Here is a 17,424-nt window from a genome sequence, read left to right on the forward strand (position 1 = left end):
ATTTCCTTTAATTATTGTGGGTCAAACCACGTTGTTCTAATGCCGTAATATCCAGTTTTTTAACGACTTCTGTAAATTGCCCTCGATTATTTTCTATAGAGCCAATAAAAAAACATTGTCCCTTTTTTAAGCTATTAAGTTCGGTAATCCAATCATTTTTAGTAAGTCCATTTTGTACTTTTGCTAGTAAATCAGCAAAGCTGTCTACTTCGGTGGTAGCAGGTTTAAAAAATAATTTTGTAGAGGCTTGAAACAGTCTACTTTTTTGTTCTTTATCAAAGTTACTGATCGTTTGAGTTGCTAAAATCAAACTCACACCAAACTTACGTCCCTCTCTTAAAAGTTTATCAATTGTAGAGTTAGGCTTATGATCTAAATTTTGCATTTCATCAAGTACGATAGAAATGGGATGATGTTTACTGCCATTTTTTTGTACATACGCCCATAAATCCCAAAGGATAAACTCTGTGATAATTCGTTGTAAGTCTTTATCAATACGGGTAAGCTGAATGACTTGCACAGGATGCTTTTGCCGTGTGGCACTCTCATATAAGTTATCGGTTGAGTTAGAGTCAAAACAATGGCGTCTGACTAAGGTTCTAATTTTTGTTGCAACCGATACCGCTCGATTATCTGCATCGCTTTCAAGATCCTCAAGAAACTGCTGTAAACTATAATCTGGATGATTGTCTATCCCCTCTTCCAATACTTTATCAATAATCGCAACCTGCTGTTCACCAAATTGGTAAACAGAATTTAAAATGCCTCTGACTCTATTGGCAATATCTATCGGTCTATCTGATACATAATTATCTGGCGATATCTCTGAGCTATATTGCTTAAATGGGTTGATAGGTAGTGGCTTTTGAATCACAAAATATTCTTCAGGTTGACAAACTTGCTGATACACCGCTTCAGACTGATGCGTTAGAAAACCATCAGTATAATCGATAATAAAAGAAGATATACCAGCAGTAGCCAATTCGGCTAACAAACACTGAATAGCATACGTTTTCCCAGATCCAGATGCTCCAAAAATCAATAGATGACGATTGGCCAATCCTTTATGATGATATTCCCAATGTACTGCTATCTGCTCTTTACCCACGGTGCCAATCATAATTTTTTTATCTAAGTTAGCGATAGACTCTGTCTCAGTAGTAGGCTCTTCTTCAAGATGGGCTAATGTTGTTGGTTGTTGTGTCTGCTGAGGCAATATCGGCTGATCTGACTGGTTAACTAAAGGCTCAGGTATTATTGATGGTGACGTTAAATTGACACTGCTCTTTGGTGTCTCATTGGTTTGGACCTTTATTTGAGGATTATCTATTGTTGTTGATTCATTTTTATCAGTGGCTATAGTAGTTGGTGGGGTTATTATAGGCTCTGGTATATCAATAAGTTCTGCCTGATTCAATAAAATCTTCTCAAAGCTTTTTTCTGAAAATTGCCAAATTCGATAATGTTTTGCCTCTGACCCGAGTGTATTATATTCATCAGTATAAGCTTTATGAATGATCGTATTATCTACACTATTATCCTCCGTATGGCAAATAACAATGCTTGATGTCCAATGTATCTCAAAGTCCCCTTCACTTAGATGCTCAAGGGCAATAGTTAATATTTGTGCCTGATTTTGATTGACGCATGAACGAAGTACTAAAGCACGATGAAGCTGCCCCCACCAATACCGCTGATTATAACCTTGACTATGGTTACTACTCTTTGGGACAAAAATTTGACTTAAGTGACGCAGGCTCGTTTCAGTTTGTAATTCAGCCTTACTCATCAATTCAGAATAACCAACTTTTGCCTCCACAATATGAGCCATTAATATGGGTTTATGTTGCTCGTTTACAGTTAAAGATAGCTGTAGTAGATCCGCTCTATTTGCAATATCTTGTGATTTAAACCAATGCTGGCACGAATCTAGAGGAATCCACTGACTTAATAAGCTATTTTCTGGTGGTGTTATGGTTTTTATAACGAGTGCATATCCATATAAATTTCTAATTTCTTCATTATCACCTAAAACTGCCTTAATATTAGCCACTCCAGAAAGAGATTCATTCAGAGCTAAGATTTCATCGACTAATTGAGGCAATGTTTCTTTACCTAGATAGTGCATGATGCCCGATAAGTGATTAAGCACACTATTTTTTAGCTTTTGCGGCGCATGATGAGCTGTTGACAAGGTTACATTTAGTTCACCATAGTGACCATAACCTGAACTAAAACTGATTACTTTATGTTTATCATTATCACCTTTTTTTAATAAGTTATAATCAAAATACTCATCAATATTAACCACCCATTGCGATAGCTGATGCAAAGTCTCAATAATATTAATATCTTCTTGCCCATAATCCATCTTTGACACCACAAAATACTGCTCCTCATTACCACGGTTTGAGACTTCTAGATTTGCAGTTAAGTTGGCGTGCTTAGATTGAATATTAATTTGCCGTTGGCTTAGACGTAATTCACGTAAGTTATCTTGTTGCTCAATAATAAGTTTGGGGTAATAAATAATTGGAAAAATTAAGTTGTTATCATCAGATTGCAATTCTATCGCTGGTGCAGGATCCGTCTTTCCATGAGTCTTAGAGCTTAAAAAATTAAAATTAAAAGCAATGTCAAAACGACCAAGCTTAGTTTGCTTTTGTGTGTCTAATCCTGTATTAGGAGCAAGCTCCCCATCAATCTTTTTAGCATCAGCAATAAAATGGCTGATTTTTAATTGTAAAATCTTATCTTTTTTAGTAAAGCCATCGGTAAGATCCCCTTGCCACTGCTTAAGGGTATTTACCGCACTGAGTTTGGATAGACCCACAGTATATACACAGATATGTAAAGCGTAATGTGTACAGTTTTTATCCTTTATTAGTGAGTCTTGACAATATTTTGTCAGCCCAGTTAGCAGTGATGATAAGTTGGTCACATTGATTGCTAAGATACGTAAGCCATCTTTGGCATGGTCATAGACTTTTTGGTAATCATTAAGCGTGTTATATACAATGGTCTTTTCTGGTGCCACAGCATAAATCTCTTGGGTATCTTCTTCTTCATCTGTTTCTTGCAGTAAAGCTTGCACAGCCAAGTCAATATTTTCATCAAGTGGTTTGCCAATATAATGTAGCCAACCAAAAGCCTTTGTATGGGTGCTAATACCCTGCTTTTGCTTAAGAGCAAGCACTGGACTTTCAATTTCAGACTGAACAAAGATGTCATCAAGCCCATTTTTATGAAAGTTATAATTGGATTTGTTATAAGTGTCAGAAACAGCAAAGATAATAAAATCAATCTGTGCTGCAATTAATTCAAAAACGGCCGGATGATATCCATTTAGTAAGATACTCTCTACAGTATCTAAGCTACTATGCCCTGTATGCTCCGCCATAAAAAAGGCGTAATAAAACCTATTTTGGATATCTTTGATAATATACGCATCAGAGCTACTAATAAGATCAAAGGCAGCACTATAAGCGTCTAATAGATTATGGGCTTGTTTTCTAGCAACGTACAAGCCTTCATGAACCACACAAACTAATAAAGAGCGATAAGCGTCACTTAGCTGCTGCAATACAGACTTAATGTCTTGATTGTCCCCAAAATCATAGTTTGCAAAAATATCAGCAATTTCGATATCATTTAATCCAAGCCCAAGTAGTCGGCACGCTTCTTCCTGATTAGAAGCATGATAGATTGCTTGGTAAATTTGCTTTGGCATATATAAGATAGGTAATAAACACTTTGGAGAATCTAAAAGCTTTTGTAGTAAAGTTTTTGCAAGCTGCACATGTAGCCGTTCAGTTTGAAACTCAGATAACTTCCATTTAAAAGGGAAAGTCTCAGTGGTTTCACCAAATATTTTTACTTCAAATACCACATGTGGATTAGAGGTTGCAGAGCGGTAAGTGGTACTCTCATTGACTGGTAGAAATACCAAATCATAATCTGCAATAGCATCGTTTAAGTCATTAAAATAATCCTCAATACCTCCTAAAACTCCATGTAATACGGACCTTGCTAACACATCCTTTTGTTGATCATTGTTTTGCGCATCTTTATTACTAAAGTCATGCTGGAAGTGCTTAACACTAATACAAATTTCTGCCATGCTACTTAACAAAGATTCATTGCCATATTTATTAATTGCCTGGTTTAAACCTTTGCAAATGGCTTCAAAGCTAGCACAATTGTAAACAGGTATACTAGCACGAGACGTTGTCTCTTCTTTATCTTCCTTTAGCTTGAGCGCTTTTAATACAGGCAAAATATCAATGTCAATCAGCTTATCTTTAGAGGTATTATCAGCATTCAAAATAAAATTTTCGATATCTATCAGATAGTCATCAATGGTTATCAAATTATCTGACATATCCAAAATTTTAGTTTCAGGGTAATCTGTCAAATATTTTTTGATCTTATTTAGGTCTTTAGTTTTGCGATTACCCTGATTATATAGACGATGAGAGATAAACTGATGCGCACTTTTTAAATACTGTCGCCCTTTTGCACCCTTAAAGCTTTTGATATCATCATTAGTATCAATGCGTAAATAGGGTATGCCTAGGTCTGTTAAACTTGTAAACAAACTAATCAGTAACCCATCATAATCTTTGGTATATTTATTATCTGTTTTATAATTTACTAGCCATTTTTCAAGTAGCATTGCTTTTTGGCTAAGTGTTAATGGGACAAGATTTGCAATAATTGTTAAATAGTCATTGAGCTCATCAATTTGCTTTTCCCCTAAAATCAACCCCTCATCAGATGCAATTTTTGTTAACCAATCTTGATAGCTATTTCCTAGTGAGTGCCACACTTTATTGTCTTTACAAACAAAAAAATCTGCCAGACCACCTTTGTCGGTTGTATGGTCTAAACCCACCAATAGAATCAAAAGCTTTTGTACACCTTCATCGACAGCAGTTTTATTACGATACCAAGTCAGCTTATCTTCTTCATCTAACCACAAATGTTCTCTTAGTTGATTAACGGCGTGTTTTTCATCACTATTTAGATTCAAAGTATCCCAATGTTGCACCAAACCATGTGCCACTCGCATATATGACCTGCATTGACTGACCAGATTTGTCGCTGTCAACTGCTCAAAAATTGCCAGTACATGAGTAGGCATCAAACTTTGGGTTATGATTCTAATTTCATTGGTATCAATAAATGATTTATCAATAATACTTTGTAAATAGTCGCTATAGGCTGATATAAATAAATCGTTTGCAATGTTCATGTTTGACTCTTTTAAATTTTTTATAATTACATCATGCTATTAAGTCGCTATCTTATTAAGATAAGTAATATAGGATGAAGATACATTTATTGCGCGTATTACACATTTAGGGATTTTGAACAATTGAAATCGCATCTGATAACTCTATTAATAACCCAGACTGCTTTAATCCTTCCTCTACCCAGCTTACATCAACATTCATGACTGAGTCATCATCACGTTCAAGTTGCCAAGCAATGGCTTCTTGAAGTTGTTGACCTTCTATAGCAATACCAAAATGAGTATAAATTCTACTTAGAAAGTCATTTAGCTTTATTCTTGTGCCATTTTTTATTAATGTATACACAAATAAACGTATCAAACTAGGCGTCAACACAAATCGTTGCCCTGAACCTTTTTGAGGTATGACCAAACCAATATTCTTTGATTGACGTCTAAAAACATTGCAACTATGCTTATCAACCTTTGCATAATCCGATTGCTTTAAGCCATTTGCTTTACCGACAAAACGCATGACCCGATAAATAATTTCTTCTGATTTACTAAAAGAGGCTTCTGCAAGCTTTCTAATATCATTTTTAGTTGTTGCATTCGGATTACATACTATCCAACTATAGTTAGCATGATAATTAGTGGTTTTATGACTATTAGTATTAGCATTAATATCGATCTGAACAGAACGAGCCATGATAGAGCGTAATACTTGTAGTACACACAACTGTTGCAATAATTCAATTTTTTCAAGTTTACTAATTTTAGAATTGAGCAAACTGAGCATTTCATTTGCAAATAAAAATCCTTCGACAACATAGCTTTTTGGTATGCTTGCTAACTTTGCTGAACGTATATCGCTATCTTCACTACTAATATCATAACGACTTAAAGTAGTCTCTATAAACTCACAAACCTCTTCTAATTGTTGGGTTTCATCCTGTAATAACTTTTGTAATGAACTCTCAAGCTTCTGTTTTAAATTTGCTAAATTAAACTCTAGATGTTGATAAGAAGGGTTATGACAAATGCCTGCTAATGCTGATTGAATAAGACTGTCTTCGGTAAATAAAAAGGCAATTTGTAAAAATAATACTTCTCCGCCCCGAGCCATAAAGTTATGACGATCAACGTCAAACTTATCAGTACTTTTTTCCCAACTAGCATATTCTTCAGATGAGTGTGACCAAGTGACTTCTCGACCAAGAAAGCTTGGTGTAATCGGCATAAAACCGTAAGTACACCAAGTTCTATTATTAGCCACACCCACAAAGCCAGATAAGAGCGTCTGTAATGTCTGTACTAAATTGTGTTTTTCTGACTCTGATAATCCTCGTTGAGTGTGCATACCTAACTCATCTAAGGCATCTAAGAACGCTTTTTGGTGTATGGGATGACGGGTTTCTAATTTAGATTGACTAAAAAAACTAAAAAACTTTAATGGCAGGCGAGATTTTGGAAAATAATACTGAGTTTCTTCTGATAGACAAAATGAATGATCAGTAGCATTATTTTTTAGTGCTTCTGCATTTTGTTTTGTCTCACTTTTTTTTGAATGAAATAACAATAAAAATTCTGCAAGATATTCTATTGGCGTTTGGTCAGCTAAAAACCGTCTACCATAAACCTGAATAGCCACATTGGATTTTTCTTTTGTTATATAATTGGCTCTTGGAAACTGCACTGCATTAATGTCAGTCATAGCTAACCTTCTACTTTTAATATCATCTTGTCACTGTCATTTTTTTCGAAATAAATTTCTGATTTTTTCAAATCACCATTTGCTTGAATCCTCACTAAGGTGATTTCCTCATTATCGACATCTTGTTCACTTTCAATAAGACTGAGCTTAAATCTTTCTAGTTGGGTTTTATAAATTGGATTTAAAGATTCGCTAATATCACCACTGACAATATTTTCAATGTAATCAAGCAACGGTAAGCTTAAATCTAGACGTATATTTTTATTGGATTTTAAATATAAAAAAGGCAGTTTCTTTTGGTTATCATAATCAACACGCAATGCAGACTTAGGAATACTACATATCATCAGTTGGGCAATTTGGAAAATCGATGAATCAGAACGTTTTAGGGTAATATTAATATATTTAGGGTCTTCTGAGCCTGAATAAAATAAGTTCAATGCTTTGTCACACGCTCTTTTAAGATGCTTCTTTTCCGCATTAAAGCTTGAAGGATCTAATTGCCATTTATTAAATTTATGAATACTCGATGAGCCAAGAAATAAAGACTTAGCACTCTCAAATCCCTGAGTATTTATACCATAGATAAATAATATTCTACGCAATAAGGTTTTTTCTTTATGAAACTCGCTTAAGTTATCCTTATCTATATAGCTGTATATAATCCCTTTTAATGGCTCTGACACACAGGCAAAGTTTTCTTTATCGGCAATTAAATTTTCAATCTCTAAGCTAGTGTAACCGCCAGCATGAATTTTAGATATTAGACTCATCACCTTAGTATCTTTGGCTTCGTGCCAAATTTCATCACCAATATAACCAAAAAAAGTATCACTAAATAATAAAGGACGATCAGGCTGTGCTTTACCCAATAAACTATTATCCACCTCAGATAGGTTTTTACCTGCCGTTATAGAAGCACTAAGATGTGCTAACATTTGGCGTAATGTCATTCTCTTTTCGTAGTTAAGTAGATATAAATAAGTTAAACGAATGCTCTCTTCGACTTGCTCGTAATTATGTTTGATAGTAAGGTAGTTGAGGGTAATAGGATCATTAGGATAGGATTTAATTATTTTATCCCATTCAGAATGACCAATAATTTTCTTAAAAATCTTGATAGCGATATCAATATTGTCTAGTTTAGCAATATTAACAATATATAAATCTTTCCCATTAGCACTGGGCAATTTCAAGTTACTCAAATCATAATCTTGAGCAATATCCGTATCTAAATATCCCAAAATTTTTGATTCAATCTCATGTTCTTGAAAGTCAGCACTCCAGTTAGTATCTTTTAAAGCATCAGCAATTGAGGTCAGTAAAGGACCTGTATTACTCACAATAACCCAATTACCAGTTGATCCAAATGCTTTATCTAGCCATTGCTTCCTATCTTCTAAACTTAGCTCACTCATATCTTTGAGCACATGAAGATCATGTGTTTCAAGATATTCATATTTTTTAAATTGGTAATTTTGTGAATAGCGACCCTCACCTAACTCACGTAGTAACTCAAAGGCTATTGTAGACTTACCATCGCCTGCATGTCCTGTCAGGATAATAATAGTATTATTATTAGCACCAATCAGTGTCTGCAACGACGCCACTATAGGAAAGGGATGATATATATCTTTAAAATAGGCAGAATTAATTTGAGACTCAGCTAAGGTATTTGTACCTGATGCATTAATATTATGTAATGAGTTAATATAATTGATGAGTTGCATAATGGTCACTTTTTTTAAAAAATTATCTTAATATTAATCGGACTTACGCAGTTTTCTAGATTAATCAGCGACTGGTAATCATTACTTTTTATCAAAGCAGCTGGCTGTATATAGTTTCAAAGGCTCAACATAATTCCCAACCTCTTTATAAGTCAAATATCATATTTTTGTGTAAGTCGGGGTGAATATTCAACAGACCCTTGTAATTCTGATCCCCGTGAATGCGGGGATTAACCGAAACTGCTTGAGAAGCAGAAGTATGTGATGTGCTGATCCCCGTAAATGCGGGGATTAATCATTTGAGAAATTTAGAAGTATCGCATCAGGCAGATGAGTAAAAATCTCTAGCGCTCACAACATAATCATATTTACTTTACTAAATAGCTTTTAGACTACGAGACTTAAAAATGGCTTTGGGAATATAAAATGAGACCACCCAATTTGGTTGATCCACAATCTCACTGATTCTAAGTTGTCCCGCCACGCTACACAGCGCATAAGCCAACTGCTCATCCATATTTGCCTTTTTACTTAAGCGATCAATCATAAAGCGTACCGCATCTTTTGCTCCTGCCATCAAATCAGAACCAATACCTGTGGTCACAATATAGCCTTCATTCTGACTGTCACTGGCAACCACTGGCACATCAAACATCGGTGCAGGAATACTATCTCCTTTATGTAATCTAATGGTCGCTGTGGCTGCCATGCTTGTTTCAATGGCAGAGCCACATACTTCTCCATCACCCTGACAGGCATGAGTATCACCAATACTAAACAAACCTCCTGCCACTTGTACAGGTAAATAAAGTTTTGCCCCTGTCACTAGGTCACGAATATCCATGTTTCCGCCACAGATACGGGGTGGAAGAATAGAATGTGCCCCAGATTCTGCAGGTGCTAACCCAATCGTGCCAGCAAAGGGACGAAACGGAATAATAATATCGTCATCAAAGTACACTGACTCACTATCATACTCAGAAAACTTTAACCATGGCTCTTTAAAATCCTCAGCCAATAACCCAAACTCTGGTAATATACCTGTCCAGCCCCAACCACCTGGCTCAAAGTCTATAAATTCCACTTCAATGACATCACCTGGCTCGGCATCAGCAATAAATAAAGGACCACAGACAGGATTTAAAACATCGTGCGGCAGTCTGGTCAAAATTTCTGCTTGGTTATCACGAGTAATCAGACCACCACTGGCATCGAGAATATCAAATCGCCGAGTATCACCAGAGCTGATGGTTTCTAAAGGGGCGATGCTATTGTCAAAACAATGATGAACGTCGTGTATTGTCTTAAATGTCATATTAAATCTCCATATTAACTTGATGACCACGCTTCTGCGCTATGTAATAAATACCCAAACCTATCATAGCCCAAACCGCACCAATAAGAATAGTATAGGTTTCAAAACCACTCCAAATGTATCCCACAACTGCCAATCCAATCAATGGACTTAAGATATGCACAAAAATATTATAAGATTTCTTCTTATATACAAAATAATATATGGTGCTAAGGTTTAATATCATAAATGCGGTCAATGCCCCAATAGTCACAATCGAAGTCAATAACGCAAGATGATTCATAAAACCAACCCCAACCACAATAGAGACCATCGCCACAAGCAATGTACTGATATAGGGAGTTTTATAACGAGCATGTACCCGAGAAAGCGCATTGGGCAGCAGTCTATCACGCCCCATACTATAAAGAATACGTGCAGTGGCAATCTGTGCTACCAATGAATCTGCAACACCCCATGCAATGGCAGTGATAGCAGCGGTTAATACTGCCAACCAATCACCACCTGCAATGCGTGCCGTTTCATAAAAGGCGGTATCAAGGTTAGCAAATTCTTCTGGATTAGGTTGGATTAACGCTGCCACCCACGTTTGCACAATAAACAACCCACCAATAATAAACAATACCAAAAAAATTGCTTTACTCACTGCCCGACCGCCTCCTTTTGCTTCTTCTGCCAAGGTGGAGATACCATCAAAACCAAGAAAGCTTAATACCGCTACAGGTACAGCAGAGACAATCAGTGCCAATGAAAATTTATCAGCATCATAAACAGGAGCTATCGAAAATACCGCACCATTAACATGATTACTAATGGCAATGACACCAACAACCAAAAATATGGCAAGCACAATCAGTTCAACGACCAACATCCAACGATTAAACACCGCTGTAAAGCTAATACCTCGAATATTGATATAAGTATTAAAAATGACAAAGGCAATGATTAATAATAACGGGGAAAGTGCAGGGAAAATATCATGAATGGCAAGGGCACCGACCACATAAAGTAAGGCGGGAATAAGAATATAATCTAACAACATAATCCAGCCAGCAACAAAGCCAATAAAGCTATTCGTGCCTTTAGAAACATAGGAATATACAGAGCCTGCAATGGGAAACTCTTTTGCCATCTGTGAATAACTAATGGCCGTAAACAACATACCTATCAGCCCAATAAGATAAGCGGTGACAATCATACCACCACTGGCATCCATCACATGCCCAAAGATACCAAATGGGGCAATAGGAACGATAAAGATAAAGCCATAAATGACCAAATCTTTTAGCTCTAGCGTTCGTGAAAGCTCTTGCTGATAGCCAAAGCTTTCTAGGGTGTTGCCACTCATCAGTGACCTCCTTGTGTTTTCTTTTTATTAATGATTTTTATCATTTGTGTGGCAAAATTTTGCTACTACCCTTTTTCTACTGAGTGTTATTGATCATACTCAGGATAACGCTCTTTCTCTACCGCATCCCAATCAGCAAAGTCTTTTTGCTCAATCACTTGTCCTTGGCGATTTAGGACATAACGGGTAATACTACCATACTCCATATACTGATCTGCCCCTTTTTTATTTAGGTTATACACTTCTAGCTTGCCATCTTGATAGCGTCCACCATCGACTTCTATCATATCCCCCATTGGCTCAATATAAGCCATATCATATTTAGGTGTGACAATAAACTTGCCAGTTTGATCTATCACACCCCATTTGCCTGTTTCATAATCTCCAACTTTGACTGCGGCTCGTCCTTCCGAAAACTCCATCGCTTCATCCCATATTGGCTTGATGACAGTCTTGCCTGTTTTATCTACAAAGCCAAATTTCACCGTATCATCATATCCCCATGAGCCGACTCGATACAAAGCTAAGCCGTCAGAATAATCACCCAGCCAATCAAATTTGTATGGCACAACCAGTTTGCCTTGTTGGTTAATTACCCCATATTTGTCATCTTGACTGACCACGGCAACATCCTCATGAAAATCACTCGCAGACTCATATTGATAAGGAATGGTAAGCTTGCCAGTTTTATCCATATAGCCATATTTACCATCTTTATAAACGACAACCATTCCTTGATGAAAATCTCGATAATCAATAAAAACACCATCAAATATTGGTGCTTCATATTTAATGGGAATCACCAACTTACCTGATTCATTGATATACCCTTGCCAATAACTCAAGTCTTGATACCCATTAATAATCACTGGTTTGGTCAAGACTACCCGTGCCAACCCATCAGAAAAATCGCCACAAGAATAATATTTGGCAGGTACGATGACTTGACCTTTCTCATTTTTATAACCACATTGATACCCATCATTGCTATCTTCATCAAATACTTGTAGCTTTGCCAATGCAGACATTGGACTTAACAAACCAATAAAACTTACAGCGAATACTAATGATAATATCGTATTATTAGCTTTCATATTTGCTCCTAAAAAACCATCCATAATTTATATCCACTAGCCCAACCGAACACTCTCTCAAGAAATATAGACTAGTACAACGCACTTAATCTATAAAACTGCGTAAGTCCTAATCTATAGTTTTGACTAACAAAGGCAGTTTGTTGCTCGAGACTTACTAAGATAAGATGTTATACTATTTTTTATGATAGTGTTTAAAGTAATATATCACCTCTCAACTTATCATATCCAAAGCACCTCACTCATCTATATCAAATTATACAACGGTACTGGTACGATGACTTCCACTTTAACCGATGGCTTTTCTCGGCATTTGACTTATTTACGCTTATCAGTGACAGATTTTTGTAATTTTCGTTGTCAGTATTGCCTACCCAATGGTTATCAAGGTCGCCGTCCTGATGATGAGCTAACCCTAGCAGAAATAGCAACATTAATAACCGCTTTTGCCAAGCTTGGCACAAAAAAAATCCGCCTAACAGGGGGCGAGCCGTCTATTCGTAAAGACATTAGCGACATCATCGCTACCGCCAAACACACACAAGGCATCGACACCGTTGCCATCACCAGTAATGGCTACAAACTTGGCAAACATATCCAAAACTGGCAACAAGCAGGACTTGACCAGCTTAATCTAAGCATCGATAGCTTTACCCCAGATGTTTTTAAGAAAATCACAGGATTTGATATTTTGCCTCAGCTTTTACAAGATGTGGATAGGCTATTAACCAACACCGACATTCGCTTAAAAATGAATGCCATTTTAATGGCCCAAACTGCTTATGATACGCTGATTTCAGCACTCGACTATATCAAACAGCGTCCGATTAGCTTTCGCTTTATTGAATTTATGCAGACCAGTGATAATGCCGATTTGTTTTTTGCCCAACATGCCCAAACACCACTAATCAGTCAGCATCTCATTAAAAATGGCTGGCAAGCGATACAGCGTGGCATCACTGATGGTCCTGCTATTGAATATTGTCACCCTGATTACGCAGGTCGCATTGGTATTATCGCACCGTATGCCCCGCAGTTTTGCGATAGTTGCAACCGCCTACGGGTCAGTAGTCAAGGTAAAATTCATCTATGTTTGTTTGACAATGCCAGTTATGACATTCGCCCTTATTTGCAAAATGATGACGTTGAGGGACTAATTGATGCCTTACAAACACTGATGCCAATTAAGCCTGAACACCATCACCTACAACAGCAAGACAGTGGGCTGATGCACAATTTATCGCTGATTGGTGGCTAGACACTTCTAAAAATAGCAAAACTTATATAATAGGATAACCTTATGACAAAAAAACCAGCCGAATTTATTCCACTTAATATTGCTGTGCTTACCGTTTCTGATACCCGTAGTCTAGAGGAGGACAGCTCAGGTAATTATCTGGCAGAACAAATTACCCAAGCAGGACACCACCTTGCCGAGCGCAAGCTGATTACTGATGATATTTATCATATTCGAGCAGTGGTTAGCGACTGGATTGCCAATCCTGATATTCATGCCATCATCACCACTGGTGGTACAGGATTTTATATTCGTGACAGCATACCTGAGGCGGTAAGCGTGTTATTTGATAAACACATTGCAGGCTTTGGTGAAATGTTTCGCCTAATTTCCAAAGATGACATCGGTATGGCAACCATGCAATCACGAGCCATTGCTGGTATGGCAAATGCCACTGGTATTTTTTGTCTACCGGGGTCAACTGGAGCATGTCGCTGTGGTTGGGAGGGTATCTTAAAACAGCAATTAGACAACCGCACCCGTCCTTGTAACTTTGTCGCCCACTTTTTAGGCAACAATCCAACGCATTAACTCATATATTTCATTGGCAATACAAGCAATATAAACAGACAATATAACCAAGGAACAGCATGTCTACTCCTGAGCCAAACGTACCCCACGTACTGCACCAAACCTTATCGCATATTGATGACAAAGGCGATGTGCACATGGTAGACGTTAGCCAAAAAACAGCCAGCCAGCGTCAAGCCACTGCACAAGGTCGGGTGATTTTCCCGCAAGCCGTTTATCAACAAATCAAAGACAATGACGGCATGAGCAAAAAAGGCAGTATCATACAGACTGCTCATATTGCAGGAATTATGGCAGGCAAACGTACCCATGAATTGATTCCATTATGCCACCCCCTACCCCTTGACGGCATTAACCTCACCTTTGCCTATCAAGACGATAGCCATAGTATACAAGTGACTGCCACCGTCAAAGTTACCCATAAAACAGGGGTAGAAATGGAGGCATTGACCGCCGTATCTGTAGCATGTCTTACCTTGTATGACATGACCAAAGCCCTATCGCATGACATCATCATTAGCGACATTCAGTTACTACAAAAAACAGGCGGTAAGTCGGATTATCAATTATGAACACCCTAAAACCCATTACCCTACTATACTTTGCCAGTCTTGCTGAGCAAGCAGGTTGTGACAGCGAAACGCTAAATATCGATGCAAACACCAGTCTAACTGAGCTATATACCACCCTTAAAGCCAAACATAACTTTAAACAGTCACCATCACAGCTACGCATCGCCATTAATGATAACTTTTGTGATTGGCAAAGCGAGATTCAAGCAGGTGATAGTATTGCCTTTATTCCACCTGTAGCAGGGGGTTAATCATGGCTAATCAGTGCAAAGCTCTAAAACCACACCCACACCAACAAGCCCTACACATTGCTAGAAGCCATGATGAAGCGTATCAGACTGCCATTAATAATGGCTTTGCTTTATTAGATACAGATATTGACGAAGTACGCTTAAAAAAGGCATTAAATAATGACACATGTGGGGCATTAGCCACCTTTGAAGGTTGGGTACGCAATCACAATAATGCTCAGCCCGTCAGCCATCTCACCTATTATGGCTACGAGCAACTGGCACTAAATCAAGGCAAACTACTTATTAAAGAGGCAAAACAACGCTTTGATATTGAACACGCCATTGCCATTCATCGTATTGGTGAGCTTAACATTGGAGATATGGCGGTTTGGATTGGCGTGACTGCCAGTCATCGTTATCCTGCGTTTGATGCCTGTCGTTGGTTATTAGATGCCATCAAAGCAGACATTCCGATTTGGAAGCAAGAGTTTTACCCTAATCAAGAAAGCAAATGGTTAAGCAATAATGGTTAAGCAATAATGATTGAATTGACTATAATCAATTCAAAATCATACTATTACAAGGAATACGAGCAATGGTGTAACTGTTCCGATAAAAATAGGTACTGCAAGTGAATTTAACTTTGTGCCAGTTTTGGTGCTAGTTTTGTATTGAGCCGACTATATATCATATATCATTCCCACAATGCTTCTGTATTAATGGCACTGCTATCAAGGGTTGGGTAATTTGCAAAATCTAACCTAAATCCTGCATTATCCAATCGTGTCAAAGTACACCTTGCCCCTAGTGGAAAACTAAATTTATTAGCAACATGACCAAAAGGTAAATCCATAAATACAGGCAGATTGGTCACCTTTTGCAACTGCGCTACCACTTCTAGCAAATCATAACGTTTGTCATAGCCATCTGTACCCATAGAGCTAAATGCCCCGAGCACAATGGCTTGCTGCCGCTTAAATGCGCCTGATAAATACAAGGAATACAGCATACGCTCAATACGATAGGGCTGCTCACCCACATCTTCCAAAAATACAATACCACCATCAGGCTGAGGTAAATAAGGGCTGCCTACCAATGCAGATACCACACTAAGATTACCGCCCCATATTGTTCCTGTCATCACTGATGGATTATTAGTTGCTGTTGGCAGTAGTATTCTACTTGGTTGCACACGAATAGATAAATTAGGCACAGTTAATGCCTGCACAAAATATTGACAGCTTTGCCGATTTGCCTCACTCAAATGCTCTTTGCCAAATTCACCATATAGCATCGGAGCAGACAAACTACTCATCTCCCCTTGTGCCAATAACGCACACTGCACTGCCGTTACATCACTAAAGCCCGCCAATATCGTACCATGCTCGTGCATAACCCGACCCAAACTTGCCCAGTCAACCAATGGCAACACCCGCATTGCCCCATATCCCCCTCGTACACCAAGCAGCAGCTTGGGGGCAGCAATGCCACCTGTGGCGATATTTTGTAAATCACTCGCCCGTTGTCTATCTGTACCGGCAAAGCGTAAAAATTGCCTCTGTACTATCTCAGGATTGGCAATATCAAAACCTGCACACATCAGCCGTTGTAATGCCAACTGATTGCGCTGTAAATCTGCCCCGACATTTGAGCAAGCAAATAGACGGGTTGCAATACTGGCAGGGTAACAAGTTGTGTTATCTTGGTTGCTGGTGGTTACTTTGGATAGCCGAGACTCAGATTTAATCACTGGCGATACAGCGCTTGATGCTGCCCTACTTACCATACTCATACCACCAACACTACCTATTAGTGTGGCTGCCAAACCTTTTAATACTTGTCGTCTATGATAATTTGCCATTGCCTTTTACTCGATTCATCTGCTATTTATTTTGAATATAATTAACTGATAAATGATATTTGAAAAAAATACGATAATCTAGTGTTTAAAATTTAAACATAAAACAAACACTATTACTTCCACAATGTTTTTTGCATAAAAAATAAAAAGAGATTTTGTCATGAAACTTAAAGCCCTTATTATTGATATATGCTAAAGAAACCGTATAGTAAAACTTGGTAAACTAAGAAAAAAATAGGAGTTCGACAAAGAAAACACCACATTACACAACAGAATTTAAAGCCGAAGCTGAACCGCCCCTATAGAAAGCTTCTGGGGTGTGTTAATGAATGAGTTGGTATATCACCATCATTATCAAACAAGATTTGATGCAATGAATGATATTGTTAAATATATAGAGCTGGAGTACAACCAGACTAGGATTCAACAGGGTTTGAACATGAGGTCACCTAGACAGGTTTGGTTTGATTATTATCGTCAAGTTGCTTAACTAAAA

Annotated in this window: 12 protein-coding genes and 1 pseudogene; 6 read left to right on the forward strand and 7 right to left on the reverse strand. The window is 37.7% G+C overall.

Features of this window, described 5'->3' with window-relative positions; all coding sequences use genetic code 11:
- Positions 1-7 precede the first annotated feature (7 nt).
- From FHK89_RS05100 to FHK89_RS05125, 6 genes are all read right to left on the reverse strand, one after another.
- Positions 8-5,254 (reverse strand): ATP-binding protein, encoded by a 5,247-nt coding sequence (locus FHK89_RS05100; RefSeq protein WP_230657544.1) that lies wholly within the window; start codon positions 5,252-5,254, stop codon positions 8-10.
- Positions 5,255-5,360: 106 nt separating this feature from the next.
- The gene (locus FHK89_RS05105) at positions 5,361-6,947 is read right to left on the reverse strand and encodes a hypothetical protein (protein WP_230657547.1); all 1,587 of its coding nucleotides are present in this window, start codon (positions 6,945-6,947) and stop codon (positions 5,361-5,363) included.
- Positions 6,948-6,949: 2 nt separating this feature from the next.
- The gene (locus FHK89_RS05110) at positions 6,950-8,677 is read right to left on the reverse strand and encodes a hypothetical protein (RefSeq protein ID WP_230657550.1); all 1,728 of its coding nucleotides are present in this window, start codon (positions 8,675-8,677) and stop codon (positions 6,950-6,952) included.
- A 376-nt stretch (positions 8,678-9,053) separates the two neighbouring features.
- Positions 9,054-9,992 (reverse strand): acetamidase/formamidase family protein, encoded by a 939-nt coding sequence (locus FHK89_RS05115; protein WP_230657554.1) that lies wholly within the window; start codon positions 9,990-9,992, stop codon positions 9,054-9,056.
- Position 9,993: 1 nt separating this feature from the next.
- Positions 9,994-11,340 (reverse strand): APC family permease, encoded by a 1,347-nt coding sequence (locus FHK89_RS05120; RefSeq protein WP_230657556.1) that lies wholly within the window; start codon positions 11,338-11,340, stop codon positions 9,994-9,996.
- An 86-nt stretch (positions 11,341-11,426) separates the two neighbouring features.
- The gene (locus FHK89_RS05125) at positions 11,427-12,434 is read right to left on the reverse strand and encodes a WG repeat-containing protein (RefSeq protein WP_230657559.1); all 1,008 of its coding nucleotides are present in this window, start codon (positions 12,432-12,434) and stop codon (positions 11,427-11,429) included.
- Positions 12,435-12,711: 277 nt separating this feature from the next.
- On the opposite strand from FHK89_RS05125, the gene moaA reads away from it, so the two are divergent.
- The 5 genes from moaA to FHK89_RS05150 are packed head-to-tail and all read left to right on the forward strand — an operon-like array spanning position 12,712 to position 15,600.
- Positions 12,712-13,692 (forward strand): GTP 3',8-cyclase MoaA, encoded by a 981-nt coding sequence (moaA, locus tag FHK89_RS05130; RefSeq protein WP_442966559.1) that lies wholly within the window; start codon positions 12,712-12,714, stop codon positions 13,690-13,692.
- A 42-nt stretch (positions 13,693-13,734) separates the two neighbouring features.
- Positions 13,735-14,262 carry a molybdenum cofactor biosynthesis protein B gene (gene moaB / locus FHK89_RS05135; RefSeq protein ID WP_230657565.1) on the forward strand — a complete coding sequence of 176 codons (528 nt, stop codon included), beginning with the start codon at positions 13,735-13,737 and terminating at the stop codon, positions 14,260-14,262.
- Positions 14,263-14,321: 59 nt separating this feature from the next.
- Positions 14,322-14,834, forward strand: coding sequence for a cyclic pyranopterin monophosphate synthase MoaC (gene moaC / locus FHK89_RS05140; protein ID WP_230657568.1), 513 nt, complete (start codon positions 14,322-14,324; stop codon positions 14,832-14,834).
- Positions 14,831-15,085, forward strand: coding sequence for a molybdopterin converting factor subunit 1 (moaD, locus tag FHK89_RS05145; protein ID WP_230657571.1), 255 nt, complete (start codon positions 14,831-14,833; stop codon positions 15,083-15,085). Before moaC ends, moaD begins: the two co-directional genes overlap by 4 nt.
- 2 nt (positions 15,086-15,087) lie before the next feature.
- Positions 15,088-15,600, forward strand: a complete 513-nt coding sequence (locus tag FHK89_RS05150) for a molybdenum cofactor biosynthesis protein MoaE (RefSeq protein WP_230657574.1) — start codon at positions 15,088-15,090, stop codon at positions 15,598-15,600.
- Positions 15,601-15,761: 161 nt separating this feature from the next.
- Here FHK89_RS05150 and FHK89_RS05155 read toward each other — a convergent pair whose 3' ends face one another.
- Positions 15,762-16,928, reverse strand: a complete 1,167-nt coding sequence (locus FHK89_RS05155) for an LD-carboxypeptidase (protein ID WP_230657577.1) — start codon at positions 16,926-16,928, stop codon at positions 15,762-15,764.
- Positions 16,929-17,223: 295 nt separating this feature from the next.
- Between FHK89_RS05155 and FHK89_RS05160 the strand changes: the two are divergent.
- Positions 17,224-17,418, forward strand: a pseudogene (locus tag FHK89_RS05160) (IS3 family transposase); the annotation flags it as partial.
- Positions 17,419-17,424 lie beyond the last annotated feature (6 nt).

Source organism: Psychrobacter sp. I-STPA10, from assembly GCF_021012795.1.
In the GTDB taxonomy this organism is placed as follows: Bacteria; Pseudomonadota; Gammaproteobacteria; order Pseudomonadales; family Moraxellaceae; genus Psychrobacter.